The following is a 19,236-nucleotide window of genomic DNA, read 5'->3' as shown; positions in this document are numbered from 1 at the left end:
GATGTCTAATTAGGTGGCGGTTCGAAAACAACGAACCGTAATCGGCGCGGAAATTACGCGACTGCGCCCCGGTCAATCGACGAGGAGCGTGCGGTCCGTCACTCCCACGCCGTCGCCGCGTCGTGCCCACGAAATACGTCCGGCCGTTTGAGATACCGAACGACGAAATACCCGCACATGAGGACGAGACTTCCGACGGACCAGACGACTTCCGTCGAACCCAATCCGACCATCGAAACGCTCAGCGCGACCAACGCCACGGCGGCGAGGGCGTAGCCGCCGGGGGCGCGAAACGGCGGCGTCACGTCGGTGCGGTAGTATCGCAGTCCGACAAACGAGACGATGTTGAGAGCGTACGGCAGGCCCGTCCCGACCACCGACGCGATGACGAGGAGTTCGTAGAAGTAGTTCGGGAACGTGGTCAGCGCCGCCGCGACCAGACTGACCGCCATCAGCCCCACCCACGGCACCTGAAACCGCGAGTGGACGGCCGCGAAGGGGGAGGGAAGGGTTCCGTTTCGCCCGAGTGCGAAGACGACGCGACTCGCGCTCATCGTCCCGACGAGCATCGTGGTGAAGATGGCGACGATGGCGGCGAGCGGAAGGAGGTACTGCTGGAGTATCGGGAAGCCGAGTTCTGCCGCGGCGACGCCGAGCGGCACCGTCGTCACGGGGTTCGCGGCGACGAACGCGGACGGCGCGACGACGCCGTGCAGTGCGACGACGACGCCGGTGTAGAGGACCAGCGTGACGAGAAGCGAGACCAAAATCGCCCGCGGAACCGTTTTGGCTGGCTGTTTGACCTCCTCGACGACGGAGGGAATCGCGGTCCACGCGCCGTACCCCGTGAGCGCCAGTTGCACCGCGGCGAAGAACTTCGCGGGGCCGCTCGTGAAAAAGGGGTCGTAGTTGGTCGGTTCGAGGCGCGTGAATGCGCCAGCGACGAACACGAGCAGTATCGTGAGCAACACCGCGGAGAGGACGAGGTTCGTCCGACTCGTGTTCGTCACGCCGACGAGGTTGACGAGGAAACTCAGCGCGATGGCGACGAGGGCGATGGGGACGACGTATCCCTGCGTGCGGGGATACGCGATACCGAGGTACTGGGCGATGGCGAGCGCCGAAATCGTGATGCTGAACACCATGCCGACGCAGTAACAGATCCCTTCGAGATAGCTGGCGAACAACCGGACCGTCCGGTTCCGGCCGAACGTCTCGGCCGGGAAGACGGCGGGGCCGCCCGCCTTCGGGAACGCGAGCGCGAGTTCCGTGTAACAGAGCGCGATGACCATCATCAACAGCCCGGCCACGACCCACGCGAGCGTCGAAGCGGGACCCGCCAACCGCCCGGTGGAACCGGGAAAGACGAAGATGGCGGATCCGACCATGCCGCCGACGCTCAACAGGACGCAGTCGAGAAGCCCGAGCTTTCGCGTCAATCCGTCGCCCGCCGTCGTCCCGTCGCGCCCGGTCATGTTTCGAACATCCTTCGGGCAAGGTGTACAGGTACCGCACACTTAGTGGTTCTCAAATCCGTTTCGCATTCCAAAATTGAGATAGTGTGGGTGATTGCGGGAAAAACGGCCGTATCGCTCCCGAAATAGACGGTCCTCGGCGTTTCGTTACCCTGTTACCGCCACTCGACCAGCACGGTCGTTTCCCCGCTGTCCGCCGCGATCCACGCGTCGTCCCGCGTGATGTCCGCGATGATGGCCCGGTTCGGACACCGTTCGTCGGGCGTCTCGTCTACCGCGAAGACGATGGTCGGTGCGTCCGTTTCCTCGCGCCGTCCGCCGAGTGTTTTGTGCGTCATGGTGTGTCGGTTCGGTCGATCGCCGGTTCCTCATCCATCGTTCGGCGGTCGGTATAAAAAGACGTTCTGACCATTCCGTCGAATCACCGCGGTTCGAAGTCGTCCGGGTCGAACCGATACTCGCCGTCGGGGGACGGTGTCGGGCGTCGAATCGCTAGTTCCGGTACGAACAGCCACAGCAGGACGAAAATACCGATGAAACCCGGGAGGACGGTGAAAAATGGAACCGACTCCCCGAGCCATCGGACCCCTTCCCAGAAATCCACAAGTGTGAGTACTGCTCCCATACGTCGCTCGGCTGATACCTGGAACTACGATGGCATAACCGTGCCGATTTTTGATTCAAAACGAGCTATTCGGGGACGCATACCGAGTAGGCTCTCCCTTCGGAACCCCGTTGTGTCCGACTCTCACCGCGTCTGGACGTTGTTCATTCGAACTGCCGTCTCCCTTCCACACCCGGTACACGTACTCACGCGATACGGTTCGCGGGAGAACGCGGCGTTGTCGCTTCTCTCGTTCTCGGTGCGAATCTCTATCACTACCTCGTGAACCGTCTTCCGGCCGCAGTCGTCACACGGTTCGGGGAACTCCGTCACGAATCCGTCGCGGGATCGTGTCGATGTCACGGCGACACCACCGTCCGTCGCCCCGGGACGAACCGTGGACGAGCGTCGTACGCGGCCTCCCAATATCGTCGGTAGACACGCGATTCCCGCGGTTCCGCGTTCACCACGACGTCCGTCTCGTGTTGCGGCGCGCCGTAAAGTCCCCCTTCTGGGTCGCCTCCCCGCATCGAGTGCTGTGGCGGACCGTACTTCGTCTCCTCGATGGCCGGTTCGCTGCTCGCTTCGTCACCGTACCGGATTGTGGTTTTCATCTGTCTTCCCCTTCCTATCCTGACCGCTGTGGTCGCGGTTCGTTCACCGGTGACCTATCACATACGAGTCGGAGTAGGGAAAAGGACCTTCTGACCACCTTCTCAAAACGCACGGTGGTACCCTCCCCGGAACTACCTCATCAACCATTAACTAACGATCGTATCTTGGAGGATAATTAAATAGATGGCCGCTGTTGTGATTGTGCATGGCTTCACCGGGAACAGTCCGACTGCTGACCGCCCTCCGGGAGGGGTCACTCGACGAGGTCCGACCGATACTCGACACCGAGACGGGAACCGTGACGTACCCCGACGCGACCGAGTACCTCGACGACAGGGACGGCCGCTCCTTCGAACTGCTGGAGGCGCTGGCCGAACGAGACCTCCTCTACCGTGAATTTCAGGAAAAACAGTACATCTGTCCCCGCTGTGAATCGAAGGGGATGCAGTACACCACGGCCTGCCCGTTCTGTGACTCCCCGCAGACGATTCGAACGGACAGGTTTCGACACCCCGACTGTGGGTACGAGGGACTGCGCGAACAGTTCGTCGGTGACGACGCCGTCGTCTGCCCGAACTGTGACGCCGAACTGGAGTCGCTGAAACACCTCGAATCGAACGCCGCGCACGTCTGCGAGGAGTGTGGCGACGTGTTCGAAACGCCCGAACATCGGTTGCGATGCCGGGACTGCCGCCACGTTTCGGACCCGCTCCAAACCATCGAACGGATACTGTACCGCTACTTCCTGAGCGAACGCGGTGCCGCGTGGGTCGACGAACAACTCGCCGCCCGCCAAGCCCTCGCCGAGGTGTTCGAGGAGCGAAAACTTCACCCCGAAATCGACACCGTCGTCACCGACGGAACGGGCGAGGAGGTTCCCGTTCACCTGTTCGCGCGCGACGACTTGCTGAACGACCGGGTCGTCGCTGCCGTTCACGAACGACCCGACGAGACGGATATCGCCGCTTTGACCGCGCTCGCGGCGGACATCGGCGCTCGCGCGGCGCTCGTCACGACGTCCGGGGAAATCGCCGGCGAAGGCGCGAGCGATCTCCTCGCGGACGACGACCTGACGGTGCTTCGGGTGACGAAAAACGACGAACTCGAACGCGAGTACGAGGTCGTGGACGACGGACGCGCCGGCAACTCCTTCGTCGGGCGACTCGCGGACATCTTCAAACCGCAAAACGGGTGATCGCCGAACCTCGGACGCTCTTTTCGACGGTCCGCCGTCCTCATCGAGGAACGGTTCTCGCGTCGTACCATCGATCCGCCCTCGGTTCCGCGCTCGCGGTTTCGACCTACATCGCTTCGATGACGCAATCGTGGTCGGTATCGTCGATATGTGACTCCGCCCGTGATTCCGCTCCGATGCGTGATGGATGGAAACCGATCTGCCCGCAGGATTCACACTGTATTCTGTACATGGATTGCGATTGTCTCGTCGGGTTCTTCACTATTAATGGTTACTGTTATGGCAGCGTCTGCGATGTCATCCCTTCGTCCCCGCGATCGAGTCGATGCATCTCGATCCGCACAGTCGTGGCGAAAATAGGAGTTCCAGCGGGGGGGTTTCCGTTCCAACGCCGTTCGGTCGTCCGTCGACGACCCCCGAGCGGTCACCCGACGTTCGTCGCGCGTTCGACGACGTCCTCGCCGTACAGTTCCGCGAGCGCTTCGCGTTGGTCCGGGCGGTTCTCGTACACGTCCTGAAACAGGGAGACGGGCGTCATCGCGGCCTGATAGGTCGCCTCGTCCCACATCCTGTCCTTCTCGATGTCGATTTCGGTCCCGTCGATGACTATCGTCGCCGACTGCGTCATGGAGATAGCGCCCGTTCCGGCCTCCCTCGCCGCTTCGAACTCCTCCATCGAATCGACGATGTCGTCCATACTCGGGACGTACTCGGTCGCGTCCAACAGCGCCTCGCGCAACTCGTCCTCGTCGAGTTCGCGCTCGTCGCCGCCGATACGAAGGGTGTAGCCGCCGTCCGTTTCGTCCAGACCGATTCGGTCGCCGTCGTAGAACTGCGTTCCGTCCTGTTCGTCGAGTTCCGTCCCCTCGCCGTCGGCCTCGATGAGCCAGCGACCGGTTTCGGGCGGGAGCGGTGCCTTGTTCGCCTCGACGACCTGACCGGGGGTCAGCGACCAGATGCCGAGCATCCCCTTGGCCTGATTGTCGGTCATGCGCTCGTGATAGCCTTCCACGTCCCGAATGTCGTCGTACGGACCGTCGACGGCGATGAGACCGGCGGCGCTCGCGCCGCGGGACGTGTTGTGGCGCAACTCCGCCCACGGCGGCAGTCCACCGGTGGGCGTCATCGCGCGCATGTCCTTGGTGTAATCCACCTCGCCGTCCACGAGCATGAACAGGCGTTCGAGGTTGTTGTCGGGCTTGCCCATCTCCTCGCGGAGTTCGCCCATCGCCAACTCCGCCGCCGCGCTCTCGACGATGACGGACATCGCGATACTTCCCTCGTCGAGGCCGTACTCGTTCTCGACGATGGTGATGAACTCGTCGGCCTTCTTCCAGTCGTCGATGCCGCCCACTTCGGGAATCACGACGCCGTCGATGTGTTCGATGGCCCCTTTTTCGGGGTCCGCGATTCGAAGCAGGTGCTGAAGGCACCGATACCGGGTCCCGGGACTGTCCCGATGCCACACGATGCGGGGGTGGATTTCGCCGGGGAAGTCGGCCCCGTGTTCGGACACCACCTCGACGATGTTGTCGGCACCCTCCTCGCGCATCGACGGGGCCGTCGCGTCCTCGTTGTCGGGTACCCACACGTCCGGTGCTTGCATGCCGCGGAGCTGGGCCGCGCTCCGGATCATCTTGGCGGAGTCGTCTTCCCCCTCCAGCGCCGTCGGCGAGGTGAAGAACGTCCGCACGAACTCGCGGTCGTGACGTCGTTGTGTGCTCATATCAGTCGTCTCCTTGCTCGGAGGCGACCTTCTCTTCGTCGTCCTCCGAGTTAGAAGTAATGGGGCTCGCCTCGTCCTCGGAGAAGCCCTCCGACTCCTCGATGCGCTCGCGGGCCTCGGAGTCGAACCGCGTCTCGATGTCCTGATACCGACTCACGAACGAGAGTTCGTGGTGCGATTCGGTGGGGTGGTCGAGGTATCTGCCTTCGAGGTCGAACTGCGCCCGCTCGTCGTCCTCGGCGAGTCGCTCGAAGTCCTCGTAGACGCTGTGTGCGCCGGAGTGAAGCGCGAATAGCGTGATGAAGATGTACTTGTAGCCGAGGTCCCCCAACTCCTCGAAGGTGAGCGGGTCGTCCTCCTCGGACCACGCGAACGACGAGGAGTAGTTGAACGCGAGTTTCAGGTCGGGGTGCGTCTCGTGGATGGTTTCGGCGTACTCCACCGCGTCCTCCCGACTCGGGTCGGGCATCTCGGGCCAGACGATGTCGACGCCCGCGTCGGCGTACATGCGGCCGCGTTCGAGGTGTTCCTCCCAGTCGCCGTTGGCCGACCCGTAGGCGTCGGTTCGCGCGATGATGACGGTGTCCTCCGACTGCTTTGCGTCCACCGCGGCCTCGAAGCGGGCGCGGGCCTTCTCGCGCGAGACGATCTGCTTACCCGCGATGTGACCGCAGCGCTTTGGCGTCGTCTGGTCCTCGATGTGGATGGCCGCGACGCCCGCCTTTTCGTACTCGCGGACGGCCCGACGGACGTTGTGGATGCCGCCGTAGCCCGTGTCGCAGTCGGCGACGACGGGGAGGTTGCAGGCTTCCACGATTCGCTTGGCGTTCTCGACCATTTCGGTCATCGTCACCATCTCCAAGTCCGGGAAGCCGAACTGGCCGAGGACGGTCGAGTAGCCGCTCATGTACGCGGCGTCCAGTCCCGCCATCTCCGCCAACCGTGCGTCGAGGGCGTGGTAGAGACCGGGTGCGAAGACGTAGTTTTGCGAATTCAGCATCTCGCGGAGTTCCTTTCCGGCGCGGTTCTCGATGTCTCTCGTGGTCGTGTCGGTATTCGGTATCATCTGTCGTGTAGAGTGGCTTCGATTCGGTCGAGTTGCGTTCGGAGCGTCTGGAGTTCGCGCGTGAGTTCGTCGTCGAACGCCGTTTGTGGGCGGTCGGAGGGCATTCCGGTGGTCCGTCGGTCACCGGTTCGCCGTTCGTCCGTCGCGGGTCGTTCGATGGTCGGTCGGTCCGTCGTCGGTCGTTTACGCCCCGGCGTGCCGATGAACGGAACGAGCGGGGCCTCTTCGTCTGTACGGTCGTATCGAGTTCGGTCGGTCATGTGGGTGGTAACTGTCGTCGTCTCGTGGTCGGTCGTGTCGTCGTGCGAGCGATTCCGATGTGTTCCGAGGAGCCTGCTGCGTGTACTGACATGCGTTTCACCACATCGGGAGGTCCGCAGTCTCGAATATAAACATTATGATTTATAATGATAATATTCTTTAATCCGGTTTTACGCTTCAAGGGCATATAATTGACGCGCGTTATCAGTTGGCACATCCGGCGTTCGTTTCGGTTTCCCGAGCGCTTATCCCCGCTCGTCCCCGAGTTTTGGTATGAACCGAGGGAGGGAGCATGCGGAATAGGGCTCCCGGCCGATGGCGACTCCTCAGAATCCTGTTGCTGTTGACGTTCCTTTCGGCCGGACGAGGCGTTTTCGGCGGGAACAAGCTCCGAGACGTGCCCTACGTGCCCGGCACGGACAACACGCTGGTTCTCGTCGCGCTGATAGGCGGTATCGTCGTCATCGGCGGCGTACTCGCCTACCGGGCAGGGATGTTACCGGGAACGTCGTCATCGTCGTCCGAGACGGAGTCGCAACCGCCGGAAGGCGGGTACAACTGTCGGTACTGCGGACGGAACTTGGAGCGCTATCGCAACCGCTGTCCGTACTGTGAGACGCGCGACCCGGTCGGCAACGAGGACTGGTGAGCATCTCACCGCTGACGTGACGAGGTAACGAGCGTAGTGAAACGGCCGTTCGGGGGCGATTCGAGGCCGTGGCGATTATGTGTCTGCCGCTCGATACTGCGTTCGCATGAACCGAAGGCGGTTTCTCGCCCGAACGGGCGAAATGGGGGCAGTGATAGGGGGAATCGGTGGAAGCGGCGTCGGCACCGCACAGGAAAGCGACCCGTACCGGGAACCGGTCATCACGTCGCCGGCCATCCGGCAGTGGACCCTCGAAGAGAAGCGAACTGACAGGACGGAAATCGACGAGGGAGGGACGTCGTTGGGCGACGCCTACACGAGTACCCTCATCTACAAGGACCCGCGATTGGCATCGACGCTCGACCGATACGTTCGGGGGAACTTCGACGGTATCGTCGGCGCGTTCATGGCGACCCGCGTCACGTTCGACTCGCCGCTGTCGATTCTCGCGCAACCGTCGCTGGTGACGGGTATCGTGAAGGACCGATTCGAAGCGAACCTTCGGCGACTCGGCTTTTCGGACATCCGAGAACGGACGCCGTCGGAGCGCGAAACGACGGACGAGCAGGCCGTCGCCGAGTACGAAGCGTACTACGACGCGAGCGAGTACATAACCCGTCCGAACTCGCCCGTCTACGAACTCCCCTCGGTCACGTCGGACGGACGCGTGAAGACGATACTCTATCTCGAAGTGCTGAAACCCAATGAGACGCTGTTGTTCACGGCGGGGATCAGACCGACGGACGAGATGCTTCGGGTCGTTTTCGACCGCAGCGGCGACGCCTATCGGAAGGAACTCCTCCGACTGATGCACAGCGTGAAGTGAACGGCACACCCGCGGGCGTCCGAAACCGTTTCCGGCGAAAAGCCTCAACACGGTGGGGTGCATTACCCGAACGATGGCAAATTCGACTCGCTCGGAGCGTGGGTTCGTGCCCTTCTTTCGGCGCTACACGAAGACGTGGATTCACGCGGTGGCGACGGCGGGGCTGACCGCGTTCGGAACGCTGACGTTCGTCAATAGAGCGTTCGCCATCGTCGCGGTCGGAATCTACGTTCTCCCGCCGGTCGTCCTCTACCTTCGAGGAGCGAACCCGGACCCGAGTCCGAACTCGAACGCTGCCCCGGAATCCGAGCGTTTCTCCGATGACGACGAACGAGATATCGCCAGCGGAAACGAAAACGCCGCCGATGATAGCGCCGAATCCGAGGAGGACGGCGACGACTCCCCCGTACCGACGTGGACGTCCGTGGAAACGCCGACGGAGGGGACGTTGTTCGATACCGCCGTCGCCGGAGACGCGGCGTACGCCGTCGGCGAAGACGGAATTTTCCTCCGGAGCGAAGGGAAGTCGGACGAGTGGGATGTCGAACTGGAGGACGGGCCGAACACGAGCGGGGCCGACCTTCGTGGCGTCGATGCGACGGCGGACGGGGATGCCGTGTGGGTCGCCGGGGACGGCGGTGCGCTCGGACGATTCGACTCGACCGAAAACCGGCACACGGATCGCTCCGCTCCGGCGGATATCACCGACAACTGGACGGCCCTCGCGGTAGCCGGGACGGCGGACGACGAGACGGTACTGCTCGCCAACGGGTCCGGACAGGTACTCCGGGGGCGGTATCGGAACGGCGAGATCGCGTGGGAGACGCCGTTCAAGCCCGGAAGCGGGTCGAGCATTTCCGCCGCGACGATGGCCGATACGTCCGTCGGCTACCTCTGTGACACGAACGACGGCGTGTTCGAGACGGACGACGGCGGCGAGACGTTTCGCCGAGTGGGAATCGACGACGTAAACGGCACTCTGACCGACGTGGCCGCGACCGGCGACGCGTGCTACGTGACGACGGACGACGGGGTTTGCTACCGCGGTGGGGACGACCCGTGGACGCCGACGAGACTCGACGAGGGTGTGGGGATTCGGGCCGTCTCGGCGAACGAGGGGTCGGTGGCCGCCTGCGGCGAGACGGGTGCCGTCTACGAGCGCACGGACGGAGGGTGGGACCGAACGGTCACGCCTGCGTCCGGGGCACTTCGCGGCATATCCGTCGGGGCGTCCCGTCGGGTCGCAGTCGGCGAGGACGGGACCGTCGTTCAACGGACCGACGGAGCGGAGTGACGGATGGAAGCAGCGACGGAGGAGACGAACGACGAGCGAGCGAATCGTCAGTCGGAACGGAGCAGGAGGAGTGTGGCGATCCCGGCGACGAACGCTAATCCTGCTCCAAGGAGGAACGTCGGCGACCAACCGATTTCGGCGACGAGGAGGCTCGTTCCGATTCCGCCGTAGATGCCGCCCCAGAGTTTCGCCGTGAGCATCACCGCGTAGTTCTCCGAGGAGTACTCCTCGCCGTAGTACTCGCCGACGAGTCCGGGGAGGATGGAAAACGGGGGGCTTCTGAAGAACATCGAGACGCCGGCCAGCGCGACGAACGCCCACTGTGCGTCCAGTCCTCCGACGACGACGAATGCGGTGAGGGCGACGGCACAACAGACCAGCGACCCGCCGAGGCTTCGAATGCGGCCCACTCGGTCGGACGCTGTGCCGACGACGATGACGCCGGACGCCTGCCCGAGCGCGACCAGCGACGCCGCGAAGGTGGCCGCCGCAGCCGAAAACCCGAGTTCCATCGCGTACACGACGACCTTCTCGACGAGCATGAGACCGACGCCGTTGGCGACGGCGAAGACGACGTACAGGACCCAAAATCGACGCGTTCGGACCATCGTTCGCCACGTCACGTCTGGACCGTTCGACGGCGAATCGGTGGGAGAGTCGATGGGTGAATCGTCGGCGGAGCCGTCCGACGAATCGTCGGAACTATCGCCCGGCGAACTCCCTTTCTCCGGATCGCGGATGACGAGCGCGGCGACGAGCGACGTCGCGGCGGCGGCGACGCCCAACACGAACAGGGTCGTCGAAAAGTCGGCGTTGACGCTCCGTTCGATGAACGGGATGAGCAGGAAACTCGTCACGCTGAACGACGTGCTCACCGCGCCGGTCGCCATTCCGCGCCGCGAGACGAACCACCGCGACGGCGTGTTGATGGCGATGTCGTACACGATTCCCATCCCGCCGCCGCCGAGCGCGAACCAGAGGAAGAGCGCGGGAAGCGTCGGGTCGAAGGCGGCCCCGACGAAGCCACAGAACAGCAGGGGAGCGGCGACGAGAAGCGGGACGTGCGGCCCGTACCGGTCACGGACCCAACCGGCGGGAAACGCCGTGAGCGTCTCGGAGACAATCATCACGGAGAATATCGTGCCCAGCACCGTCCCGGATGCGCTCGCCTGCGTGCCGAGCGCCCCCCGAATCGCCGGCCACGAGAACTGGTAGATTCCGGCGGTTCCGACCGTCAGGACCGCGGCGACGACGTACACCCACCGGGAGGAACGCAAGCGGCGACCGGACATGTGAATCGTGGCAAACCGATACGTCACCGTCCTAAGTATAACCAATGGTGAACGTGCCGGAGGATAGGCCGGTTATACAGTGCTGTCATCGCAAACCTGTCCTCGATTCCCCGTCGAATTATAACGCTAAGTGGTATGGGTGCTAACGAACCACATGAACCTCGAACTCGCGTTCCGAGTGTTCGTCGCGAGCGTGGTCATCGTCGGCCCCACGCTCCTGTTTCTCGGACTGTGGCGAGGGTTGATGGCGCTCCGAAACGACGACCTGATGAATCGAACCATGAACGGGGAGTTCGGCCCCGTTCCCGACTCGCCGATAACGGCAGCGATGTTCGGGTTCGGCGGCGCGAGCGGGTCCCGACTGACCAGTTCGACACACCGCGGACAGGTCCGCTGTCGAAACTGCGACGCCGTGAACCCCGACTACGCGGACTACTGCGGGAACTGTCTGGACGAACTCGGCTGAAGTCCGGAGCCGAACGATTCCTGCGACACGGATACGCTCCGCCGTCCGTGACGAACTATCGACCGAACGATTACGTGTCATCGGGGCGTCTACGCGCGTAATGACCGCCCGGTCCTCCCTCGGTTTTCACACGTTGACGGACGAAATCGACCACGACTGTCCCGTCTCCGGGAGCGTCCCGGAGTGGCTCTCGGGGACGTTGATACGGAACGGCCCCGGCGCGTTCGAGATGGGTGATTCGGCGGTGGACCACTGGTTCGACGGGTTGGCGATGCTCCACGCGTTCACCTTCGGCGACGGGGAGGTCTCCTACCGGAACCGATTCCTTCGAACCGACGCGTACGAGTCCGCCCGTGCCGGGTCGTTCGAGAGCGGGTTCGCGACGGGGAACACGACGCTCCGCGAGCGGTTGCGGGCGTTCCTCTTCGAGAAACCCTACGACAACGCGAACATCGTCGCGGAGCGAATCGGCGACGACTACCTCGCGCTGACGGAACTACCGCGGTGGGTCGCCTTCGACCCTGAGACGCTGGAAACGTTGGACCACGTCCGGTACGACGGCCCGGTACCGACCGGAAACCTCGCCTGTGCACACCTGAAACGCGACCCCGAGACGGGCGAACTGGTGAACTTCGAGACGTCGTTCGGGCGACGATGTCACTATCACGTCCACTCGATGTCGTCGCCGACCGAACGCGAACGCATCTGTTCGATTCCCGTGGACGAACCGGCGTACATGCACAGTTTCGCGCTGACGCCGAACTACGTCGTCCTCACCGAATTTCCGCTCGTGGTGAACCCGCTCGATTTCCTCAAACCCGGTGCCCAGGGTCCGTTCATCGAGAACTTCGAGTGGAAACCCGAGCGCGGAACGCGCTTTATCGTCATCGACCGCGAACGAGGCGAAGTGGTCGCCGACCCGCGGGCGGCGGCCTTCTTCGGCTTCCACCACGCGAACGCCTACGAGGAGGGCGACGCTCTCGTCATCGACCTCGAAACCATTCCGGACGCGACGGCCATCGAGACGCTGTCCCTCGACAACCTCAGAAAGGGTAATTTCGACGTGCTGAGCGGTCGATTGGAGCGATTCCGAGTCTCCCTCGGAGCGGACGGACGGGCGACCGTCGACCGCGAGCGAATCCACGACGGGATGGCGCTACCGACGGTTTCGCCCGCCCGTTGGTGTCGGGACCATCGCTACGTCTACGCCCAGTCGCCCGACCAACCCATGACGACGTGGCCGCAGGCGGTCGCGAAAATCGACACCGAAACCGGCAGGGCCGTCGAGTTCGCGGACGACCCCGAGGACCGCTATTTCAGCGAACCGATTTTCGTGCCGAACCCCGACGGTGAGCGCGAGGACGAGGGGGTCGTCCTGACGGTCGCACTCGACCCCGAGACGGAGCGCTCGTCCGTGGTCGTTATCGACGGCGATTCGTTCGCGGAACTCGCGCGGGCGACGGTTCCGCACCCGATTCCGTTCGACTTCCACGGGCGTTTCTTCCCCGAACTGACGGGGTGAGTGTCGTCGCTGAGGGGGAGTCGTCCGTTCCGTTCGCTCTCCCGTCGTCAGTTACGTCCCTTTCGTCGCTCGCGTCAACCACTGCCTCCCTCGCGCCGGTCCCGGTAGTCCCGGCGGTCCCGGCGGTCCCGGCGGTCCCGCCTGTCGCGCCCAGACCGCCGCTCCCTTCGGTCGGTGACGACGCGGAACCCGCCGGTTTCGTCGCGCCCGGCGATTTCCCGCTGCGGGAACGGAATCTTGATCCCCTTCCGGTCGTAGGCGCGTTTCACCGCCGTGACGATCGCCGTTATCGCCCGCCAGCGACGGCGACTGCTGGGTCGGTCTATCCAGAATCGGAGTTCGAGGATAACCGCGGAGTCGCCGAATCCGGTCAGCACGGCGTCCGGTTGGGGAACGTTCAGTACCTCGTCCGCCCCCGACATCGTCCGTTTCGCCACGTCGATGGCACGCTCCGGGTCGGTGGTGTAGTCGATACCGACTTCCACCTCCAACCTGAGTCGCCCCTTCCGCCCGTAGTTGACGAGCGTGTTCGAACTCACGAGGTCGTTCGGGAGGACCACGTACTTCCCGGAGAACGTCTCGATTCGCGTCGAGAACAGCGTGATATCGGTGACGATGCCATCCGTGTCCTCTCCGTTTTCGAGCGGTACCTCTATCCAGTCGCCGATTTCGAACGGACGCGAGAACATGAGCGTGAACCCCGCAATGAGCGCGCTCAGCGTCTCGTTCGCCGCTAGACCGATGATGATGCCGAGGAATCCGGCCCCGATGAGGAACGCACGAACGTCCACCCGCCAGACGCTCAACAGCAACAGCGCGGCGAGGAGGTACACCGCGACTTCCGTGAGTCGGGAGAGAACCTCCCCCTGATGCCCGGTGAGCTGTCCGGTTTCGCTGGTGAAGCGGTCGACTGCACGGACGAGCATCCCCGACCCGATGTAGGCCGCCACGACGAGGCCGAGCGTGACGGCGATTCGAAATCCGGTGAGTTGACCGAAGACGTCCACGTTCGGCGCGTTCGGCGCGGCACTTGCCCACAGCGACAGGGCACGCTGTCCGATGAAGAGCGCGATGGCGCCGCTCACGACGAGGAGAATGACGTCGACGACGCGCGGGGGAATCCGTCGCTTCAGTCGCGGGGCGCTTTTCCACAGCACCCAAACGACGAAGACGAGAACGACGAGGAGAAACGTCGATTGTAGGACTCGCGCTTCCGGGATGGGAAGCAGTTTGAAGAGCCGGGACGGGTCGCTCGATGGGCCTGTCATGGCGACTCACCCGTGCCGTGGTCGGTTCCGTATCTGACGAACACACACCATGGGATTCGGAGTCAATCCCGTTCCCCTTCAGTATATCGGGCGGAAACAGGGCCGTTTCGCAGCGACGACCGTCATTCCGCGTTCGAACTCCCGGACGTCTGCACCGTCCAGTCGCCCGATTCGCGCAAGTAATCGGGAACCTCGTCGTCGTCCAATTGGTCGTGTATGCGAATCGTGTCCTCGTCGACCACGCCGCTCCCGAGGTCGACGAACAACCGCTGGAGTCCGTTTCGCCACTCCGCGTCCACCAACTGTCGCCAACACGCCTCGAACGCGTCCTGTTCGGATCGGCTCGGGCCGCCGTTCTCGCGGGCGATTTCGAGACAGCACTCCGGGCAGTTACAGACGGACACGGGGTTCGTGAGCGCGTGGACGTGCCCGTCGAAGGTGACGACCGGCGCTTGTCGCTCCATCTTCCCGTGGCGGTCGCAGGTCGCCTCTTCCGGGTCGGTCCCGATGTATATCGGGCGTCGGTTCTGGGACATAGGTTGGAGGGGAAAGGTATCGACTGACACGAGTATCAAGCTGTTGGCGGTCATTCTATCCGTCACAGAAAGCTCATATAGCGGGCGTGACAACCGTGGAAACTGATATGCCTCTCCAGCGCTCCGGTCGAAGGCGGTTCCTCGCCACCTTCGGCGTCGGAGCGGTCGGCGCGCTCGCTGGGTGCGCCGCCAGTTCGTCTTCCGCCCCCGCCTCGCTCGACTGGACACCGGACGAATGGCCCGTCGCACACGGGTCGCCGACGAACGCCGGCCACTCCTCCGTGAAGAACGTCCCCCGAAGCGACCCGACGGTTCCCGAGTGGAAGCTCTGGGACGTCGCAGAATCCGAACCGGCGGTGGACAAAGACTGGATAATCGACGGGTTGACGAGTAGCCCCGTGGTCGCGGGCGATACCGTGTTCGTCGCAACCGGGCTTCCAAGGGGTTCGAGAGATACGGACGAGGGCGGATTGCTCGCCCTCGATGCGACCACAGGGGATCTCCGATGGGCGGCGGGGCTCCCCGAGGGCGGGTCGGGAACGCCGGCTGTCGCTGGCGGCCTCGTCATTGTCGGTTCGAACGACCGCGCGCTGACTGCCTTCGACACCGCGTCCGGTTCGGTTCGGTGGCGGACCACGACGAGCGCACCGGTCGGAACGCCAGCCGTCGCTGGCGACCACGTCTACGTCGGCGACGGACACGGGTCGGTTCACGCTTTCTGCCGGATGGACGGGAAACTGCACTGGCGGTTCGGACAGCGCACGCTCACGTCGCTTGGGTCGTTCCTCTCCGACAATACGTGGCGAATACGAGCCAAACCGGCGGTCACGGACGACACCGTGTACGTCACCACGGGAATCGGCGAGGGAGACGGGCCGTCCACCGACGCCGGGAACCTCATCGCGCTGTCCCGCTCGGACGGCGAGGAGCGATGGCGGTACGAGTACCGACCGAAATACGGGAGTTACGACGTGCCGCGGGCACCGGTCGTCGCCGACGGTACGGTGTTCGTCGGCGATACCACTCTCCACGCCGTGAATGCGGCGGACGGGACGCGGCGGTGGCGGTTCAATTCGGGGTGCGAAGTCGTCAGCGCGCCCGCCGTCCACGACGGGACCGTCTACGTCTCCTCGAAGAACGTCTACGCCCTCTCCGCGGACGACGGTTCCGAGCGGTGGCGGTTCGTGAACCTCGCCGGTATGGACGGAACGATATCACGCCGCGTCCCGATGGAGAGCGCGCCGGTCGTTACCGATGGCACCGTGTTCGTAGCGGCGGGGGCGCTCGATTCCGGGACCGGCGAAAAACTGTGGGGTGACCTCGGCAATCAAGCCGAGGGCGAGTACTTCTATTCCAGCGTGGACCAAAACGCGGCCGTGGAGGGTCCGGCAATCACTGGCGATGCGGTGTTCATGGCGACGCAGTACGGGTTGATTCTCCGGGTGACGGAGGGCGGTCGATGAGGCGTCGTGCGTTCCTCGCGGCAGGCGGCCTCGCGCTCGGTGCGGGCTGTTCCGGCTTGGTGGGCGATTCGAAGAAGGAGGAATCCCCGCCACCGAAGGAGTGTGCCATCGACCCAAGCGTGACACCGGGCACGTCCGGTTGGCCGAGTGCGTCCGGCGGCGCGAAGAACACCCGTTCGGTACCGAGCGCCGACGCTCCCGCGCCGCCGTTGGAACTCGACTGGACGTTCACAACGGGCGGCCACGTGGCCGCCCCGGAACCTGTCGTCGTGAACGGAACGGTCTACGCGACCAACTATGACGACGAAGTACACGCGGTGAACGCGGCGACGGGGGAGCATCGCTGGCGGGTAAACATCCCGGTGGATTCCCGGGTAGCGGTCGCCGGAAATCGGCTGTTCGTCGTGAGCGACGCATCGCTTTGCGCACTCGATACGAAAGACGGTGAGGAGGTGTGGACGACCGAATCGACCGCCGAGTCGAGTCCCCTTTCGGGTGGCATACAGGCGACCGATGACACGGTGTTCGTTTTTGGAAGCCTGTACCTCTCCGCGTTCGACGCGGCAACGGGGGAACGACGGTGGCGGTTCTCGACCGGACTCCGAATCGAGAGCAGTCCCGCAATCGCCGACGGCGTCGTCTACGCCGGGAACGACGACACCTACGTCTACGCGCTGGATGCGGTCACTGGCGAGCGTAAATGGCGGTACAAAACTGACGGGCGTGTCTCCTGTGACACCGCAGTCGCCGATGGCGTCGTCCACGCCGGGTCGGAAGACGGTCACCTGTACACCCTCGACGCGAAGACGGGAGACAAACGCTGGAAACGCCGGGCCGGAAGCGTCGAAGTCATCGCCGTGGACGGCGGCCACGTGTACACGGGTGGAAGACGGGGCGACAACTCAACGTTGCACTCGTTTACGGCGGAAACGGGAACTGCTTGCTGGTCCGCGGACGGGAACGAAATGGGATACTCCCGCACCATTGCCGCGAGTTCCGACGGAATCTACCTTTCAACCGAGTTTTTCAGCGGCGGGAACACACTCGGCGTGTTGAATCCACAGACGGGCGAACGCGTGTGGCGCGACGAGGAGTCCAATATGGAGTTCCAGGGCGGTTTGGCCGTCGCCGACGGCGCGGTGTACGTCGGTGGGTGGAACGATTCCGTGTTGTCCGTCGCCCGGTTCGTCCCGAAGGACTAGTCCTCGTCTCGTAGTTCCGTCCGGCGAATCTTCCCGGTGACGGTTTTCGGCAGTTCGTCCACGAACTCGACTTCGCGCGGATACTCGTGGGCGGACAGTTCCTCCTTGACGTGGTTCTGAATGTCCTCGGCGAGTTCTGGCGTCGGGTTCGCGCTCGCGCTCGTGACGACGTAGGCCTTCACGATGTTCCCCCGCTCGCGGTGTGATTTCGGCACCACGGCGGCCTCCGCGACGGCGGGGTGTTCGCCGAGCGAACTCTCGACCTCGAAGGGACCGATGCGGTAGCCCGAACTGATGATGACGTCGTCGGCGCGGCCCTCGAACCAGAAGTAGCCGTCCTCGTCGAGGTGGCCCAAATCGCCGGAAAGGTACCAGCTATTCACGAAACAATCCGCGGTCTTCTCCGGTTTGTTCCAGTACTCCGCGAAGAAACAGGGGTAGTCACCCCGTTGGGCGATTTCGCCCGTCTCGCCGGGATCGAGGGGTTCGCCGGTGTCTGGATCCACGACGGCGGCCTCGATTCCGGGCAGCGGTTTGCCCATGCTCCCCGGCCGAACCTCCATCGTCGGGTAGTTGTTGATTATCATGTTCCCCGTCTCGGTCTGGCCGTACGTGTCGTGGATGGTGACGCCGAGGGTGTCCTCGCCCCACGCGACCACGCCCGCCGACAGCGGCTCGCCGATGGAGAGCGCGTGACGGAGGTCGAGGTCGGTCCCTTCTAGCACGGATTCGTTCTCCCGAAGCATCCGGTAGGCCGTCGGGACGCTGAACAGCACGGAGATGGGGTACTCGTCCAGCAGGCCCGCCCACGTCTCGGGGTCGAACTCGCCCTCGTAGGTGAACAGCGTCGCCCCCCAGAACCACGCGCCGAGCGTGTTGATGGGGCCGGTCAGCCACCCCAAGTCGCCGGTGGACCAGTAGCAGTCGCCGGGTTGCAGGTCCACGGCGAACCGCTGGGTTGCGGCGACGCCGGCGACCCAGCGGTGTTTGTGGAGGACGCCCTTCGCCAGTCCCGTCGTTCCGCTGGTGTAGTACAGCAGGGCGTCGTCCTCGCCGCCCGTCTCGGCCGTCTCGTACTCCGTTTCGGCGTCTTCCATCGCGGCGTGATAGCTGACGTCGCCGCGTCGAATCCCGGTTCCATCGTCGCTGATGACGATGACGTGTTCGACCGAGGGGGCATCTTCGAGCGCCTTCTCTATCGTGTCCCGGTTCGCCGCCGTGGTGACGACGGCCTTCGCGTCACAGTCGTCCAATCGGTAGGCGATGCCGTCCGGGCCGAAGCGCTCGTTGACGCCGCCCCAGACGCCGCCCGCCTTGAGCGTCCCGATGAGCGCGACGTAGTGTTCCGGAATCCGCGGCAGGTAGGAGAACACCCGGTCGCCGGAGTCGATGCAGTCGGAGAGGACGTTCGCGAAGCGGTTCGACTCCTCGGCCAATTCCCAGAAGGTGAGCGTTTCGCGCTCGCCGTCCTTGCCCGCGTAGTACAGCGCGACCTTCCCACGGTCGTTCGCGTGTCGGTCACAAATCTCGTGGGCGATGTTCAGTCGTTCGGGCGCGTCCCACTCCGCTTCGGCGAAGATATCGTCCCACTCGAAGCTCTCGCACTCGTTGTCATAATCGTGCAGATTGTGACCAGTCATCACGGGAAACGTGGTAGACTGCACGTATAATTGTTATCTAACCAGATCGTCAATTCGACCCCCCGACCGTCGTTCAGTCCCGCGGAACGGCTTCCCGCCGGAGAGCCACCCCGTCAAAAAATGGGTGAAAGAGAAA

Annotated in this window: 20 protein-coding genes; 8 read left to right on the top strand and 12 right to left on the bottom strand. The window is 63.9% G+C overall.

What is annotated here, in order from left to right; translation table 11 throughout:
• Positions 1-98 precede the first annotated feature (98 nt).
• The 5 genes from LJF34_RS07375 to LJF34_RS07355 all read right to left on the bottom strand — a co-directional run bounded on the left by LJF34_RS07375 (position 99) and on the right by LJF34_RS07355 (position 2,693).
• A complete protein-coding gene (locus LJF34_RS07375; protein ID WP_231184227.1) occupies positions 99-1,475 on the bottom strand; it encodes an APC family permease in 1,377 nt (458 codons plus the stop codon).
• Between the two features lie 155 nt (positions 1,476-1,630).
• Positions 1,631-1,813, bottom strand: coding sequence for a hypothetical protein (locus LJF34_RS07370; RefSeq protein WP_231184226.1), 183 nt, complete (start codon positions 1,811-1,813; stop codon positions 1,631-1,633).
• A gap of 83 nt (positions 1,814-1,896) precedes the next feature.
• Entirely contained in the window at positions 1,897-2,100 is a 204-nt protein-coding gene (locus LJF34_RS07365; RefSeq protein ID WP_231184225.1) for a hypothetical protein, read from the bottom strand.
• 123 nt (positions 2,101-2,223) lie between these two features.
• Positions 2,224-2,442: a hypothetical protein gene (locus LJF34_RS07360; protein WP_231184224.1), complete on the bottom strand. Its 219-nt coding sequence runs from the start codon at positions 2,440-2,442 to the stop codon at positions 2,224-2,226.
• Complete coding sequence (locus LJF34_RS07355) at positions 2,439-2,693, bottom strand: hypothetical protein (RefSeq protein WP_231184223.1); 255 nt, start codon at positions 2,691-2,693, stop codon at positions 2,439-2,441. The genes LJF34_RS07360 and LJF34_RS07355 overlap by 4 nt, the downstream gene beginning before the upstream one ends.
• 206 nt (positions 2,694-2,899) lie before the next feature.
• Between LJF34_RS07355 and LJF34_RS07350 the strand changes: the two genes are divergently transcribed.
• Entirely contained in the window at positions 2,900-3,889 is a 990-nt protein-coding gene (locus LJF34_RS07350) for a hypothetical protein (RefSeq protein ID WP_231184222.1), read from the top strand.
• Positions 3,890-4,313: 424 nt separating this feature from the next.
• On the opposite strand, the gene aceB is transcribed toward LJF34_RS07350, so the two are convergent.
• From aceB to LJF34_RS07335, 3 genes are read right to left on the bottom strand one after another with little or no spacing between them, the layout of a single operon-like run.
• On the bottom strand, positions 4,314-5,615 hold the full coding sequence (aceB, locus tag LJF34_RS07345) for a malate synthase AceB (protein WP_231184221.1): 1,302 nt from the start codon (positions 5,613-5,615) through the stop codon (positions 4,314-4,316).
• A 1-nt stretch (position 5,616) separates the two neighbouring features.
• Positions 5,617-6,681, bottom strand: a complete 1,065-nt coding sequence (gene aceA, locus LJF34_RS07340; protein ID WP_231184220.1) for an isocitrate lyase — start codon at positions 6,679-6,681, stop codon at positions 5,617-5,619.
• The gene (locus LJF34_RS07335) at positions 6,678-6,941 is read right to left on the bottom strand and encodes a hypothetical protein (RefSeq protein ID WP_231184219.1); all 264 of its coding nucleotides are present in this window, start codon (positions 6,939-6,941) and stop codon (positions 6,678-6,680) included. The genes aceA and LJF34_RS07335 overlap by 4 nt, the downstream gene beginning before the upstream one ends.
• Positions 6,942-7,234: 293 nt before the next feature.
• On the opposite strand from LJF34_RS07335, the gene LJF34_RS07330 reads away from it, so the two are divergent.
• The 3 genes from LJF34_RS07330 to LJF34_RS07320 all read left to right on the top strand — a co-directional run bounded on the left by LJF34_RS07330 (position 7,235) and on the right by LJF34_RS07320 (position 9,711).
• A complete protein-coding gene (locus tag LJF34_RS07330; protein WP_231184217.1) occupies positions 7,235-7,591 on the top strand; it encodes a hypothetical protein in 357 nt (118 codons plus the stop codon).
• Between the two features lie 106 nt (positions 7,592-7,697).
• Complete coding sequence (locus LJF34_RS07325; RefSeq protein WP_231184215.1) at positions 7,698-8,417, top strand: hypothetical protein; 720 nt, start codon at positions 7,698-7,700, stop codon at positions 8,415-8,417.
• Between the two features lie 73 nt (positions 8,418-8,490).
• A complete protein-coding gene (locus tag LJF34_RS07320) occupies positions 8,491-9,711 on the top strand; it encodes a hypothetical protein (RefSeq protein ID WP_231184213.1) in 1,221 nt (406 codons plus the stop codon).
• A 47-nt stretch (positions 9,712-9,758) separates the two neighbouring features.
• On the opposite strand, the gene LJF34_RS07315 is transcribed toward LJF34_RS07320, so the two are convergent.
• Entirely contained in the window at positions 9,759-11,003 is a 1,245-nt protein-coding gene (locus LJF34_RS07315; RefSeq protein ID WP_231184212.1) for an MFS transporter, read from the bottom strand.
• 154 nt (positions 11,004-11,157) lie between these two features.
• Here LJF34_RS07315 and LJF34_RS07310 point away from each other — a divergent pair, with 154 nt between their 5' ends.
• Positions 11,158-11,469 carry a hypothetical protein gene (locus LJF34_RS07310; protein ID WP_231184210.1) on the top strand — a complete coding sequence of 104 codons (312 nt, stop codon included), beginning with the start codon at positions 11,158-11,160 and terminating at the stop codon, positions 11,467-11,469.
• 100 nt (positions 11,470-11,569) lie between these two features.
• Entirely contained in the window at positions 11,570-12,991 is a 1,422-nt protein-coding gene (locus LJF34_RS07305; RefSeq protein ID WP_231184209.1) for a carotenoid oxygenase family protein, read from the top strand.
• Between the two features lie 74 nt (positions 12,992-13,065).
• On the opposite strand, the gene LJF34_RS07300 is transcribed toward LJF34_RS07305, so the two are convergent.
• Both LJF34_RS07300 and LJF34_RS07295 read right to left on the bottom strand, forming a co-directional pair.
• Positions 13,066-14,259, bottom strand: coding sequence for a mechanosensitive ion channel family protein (locus LJF34_RS07300; RefSeq protein WP_231184208.1), 1,194 nt, complete (start codon positions 14,257-14,259; stop codon positions 13,066-13,068).
• 122 nt (positions 14,260-14,381) lie between these two features.
• A complete protein-coding gene (locus tag LJF34_RS07295) occupies positions 14,382-14,795 on the bottom strand; it encodes a hypothetical protein (protein ID WP_231184207.1) in 414 nt (137 codons plus the stop codon).
• 107 nt (positions 14,796-14,902) lie between these two features.
• Between LJF34_RS07295 and LJF34_RS07290 the strand changes: the two genes are divergently transcribed.
• Positions 14,903-16,258 (top strand): PQQ-binding-like beta-propeller repeat protein, encoded by a 1,356-nt coding sequence (locus LJF34_RS07290; protein ID WP_231184206.1) that lies wholly within the window; start codon positions 14,903-14,905, stop codon positions 16,256-16,258.
• Positions 16,255-17,460 carry a PQQ-binding-like beta-propeller repeat protein gene (locus tag LJF34_RS07285; RefSeq protein ID WP_231184205.1) on the top strand — a complete coding sequence of 402 codons (1,206 nt, stop codon included), beginning with the start codon at positions 16,255-16,257 and terminating at the stop codon, positions 17,458-17,460. Before LJF34_RS07290 ends, LJF34_RS07285 begins: the two co-directional genes overlap by 4 nt.
• Here LJF34_RS07285 and LJF34_RS07280 read toward each other — a convergent pair.
• A complete protein-coding gene (locus LJF34_RS07280) occupies positions 17,457-19,100 on the bottom strand; it encodes an AMP-binding protein (RefSeq protein ID WP_231184204.1) in 1,644 nt (547 codons plus the stop codon). The two genes, LJF34_RS07285 and LJF34_RS07280, sit on opposite strands and share 4 nt — an antisense overlap.
• Positions 19,101-19,236 lie beyond the last annotated feature (136 nt).

Source organism: Haladaptatus sp. DYF46 (genome assembly GCF_021083305.1).
Taxonomy (GTDB): Archaea; Halobacteriota; Halobacteria; order Halobacteriales; family Haladaptataceae; genus Haladaptatus.
The sequence above is the reverse complement of the archived record's forward strand: the minus strand, read 5'-3'. Positions and strand labels throughout refer to the sequence as shown.

What these genes read in the sequence shown, in the direction of transcription:
- LJF34_RS07375 (WP_231184227.1), bottom strand. Translation starts at nt 1,475, where the DNA reads ATGACCGGGCGCGACGGGACGACGGCGGGCGACGGATTGACGCGAAAG.
- LJF34_RS07370 (WP_231184226.1), bottom strand. Translation starts at nt 1,813, where the DNA reads ATGACGCACAAAACACTCGGCGGACGGCGCGAGGAAACGGACGCACCG.
- LJF34_RS07365 (WP_231184225.1), bottom strand. Translation starts at nt 2,100, where the DNA reads ATGGGAGCAGTACTCACACTTGTGGATTTCTGGGAAGGGGTCCGATGG.
- LJF34_RS07355 (WP_231184223.1), bottom strand. Translation starts at nt 2,693, where the DNA reads ATGAAAACCACAATCCGGTACGGTGACGAAGCGAGCAGCGAACCGGCC.
- LJF34_RS07350 (WP_231184222.1), top strand. Translation starts at nt 2,900, where the DNA reads ATGGCTTCACCGGGAACAGTCCGACTGCTGACCGCCCTCCGGGAGGGG.
- aceB (WP_231184221.1), bottom strand. Translation starts at nt 5,615, where the DNA reads ATGAGCACACAACGACGTCACGACCGCGAGTTCGTGCGGACGTTCTTC.
- aceA (WP_231184220.1), bottom strand. Translation starts at nt 6,681, where the DNA reads ATGATACCGAATACCGACACGACCACGAGAGACATCGAGAACCGCGCC.
- LJF34_RS07335 (WP_231184219.1), bottom strand. Translation starts at nt 6,941, where the DNA reads ATGACCGACCGAACTCGATACGACCGTACAGACGAAGAGGCCCCGCTC.
- LJF34_RS07330 (WP_231184217.1), top strand. Translation starts at nt 7,235, where the DNA reads ATGCGGAATAGGGCTCCCGGCCGATGGCGACTCCTCAGAATCCTGTTG.
- LJF34_RS07325 (WP_231184215.1), top strand. Translation starts at nt 7,698, where the DNA reads ATGAACCGAAGGCGGTTTCTCGCCCGAACGGGCGAAATGGGGGCAGTG.
- LJF34_RS07320 (WP_231184213.1), top strand. Translation starts at nt 8,491, where the DNA reads ATGGCAAATTCGACTCGCTCGGAGCGTGGGTTCGTGCCCTTCTTTCGG.
- LJF34_RS07315 (WP_231184212.1), bottom strand. Translation starts at nt 11,003, where the DNA reads ATGTCCGGTCGCCGCTTGCGTTCCTCCCGGTGGGTGTACGTCGTCGCC.
- LJF34_RS07310 (WP_231184210.1), top strand. Translation starts at nt 11,158, where the DNA reads ATGAACCTCGAACTCGCGTTCCGAGTGTTCGTCGCGAGCGTGGTCATC.
- LJF34_RS07305 (WP_231184209.1), top strand. Translation starts at nt 11,570, where the DNA reads ATGACCGCCCGGTCCTCCCTCGGTTTTCACACGTTGACGGACGAAATC.
- LJF34_RS07300 (WP_231184208.1), bottom strand. Translation starts at nt 14,259, where the DNA reads ATGACAGGCCCATCGAGCGACCCGTCCCGGCTCTTCAAACTGCTTCCC.
- LJF34_RS07295 (WP_231184207.1), bottom strand. Translation starts at nt 14,795, where the DNA reads ATGTCCCAGAACCGACGCCCGATATACATCGGGACCGACCCGGAAGAG.
- LJF34_RS07290 (WP_231184206.1), top strand. Translation starts at nt 14,903, where the DNA reads ATGCCTCTCCAGCGCTCCGGTCGAAGGCGGTTCCTCGCCACCTTCGGC.
- LJF34_RS07285 (WP_231184205.1), top strand. Translation starts at nt 16,255, where the DNA reads ATGAGGCGTCGTGCGTTCCTCGCGGCAGGCGGCCTCGCGCTCGGTGCG.
- LJF34_RS07280 (WP_231184204.1), bottom strand. Translation starts at nt 19,100, where the DNA reads ATGACTGGTCACAATCTGCACGATTATGACAACGAGTGCGAGAGCTTC.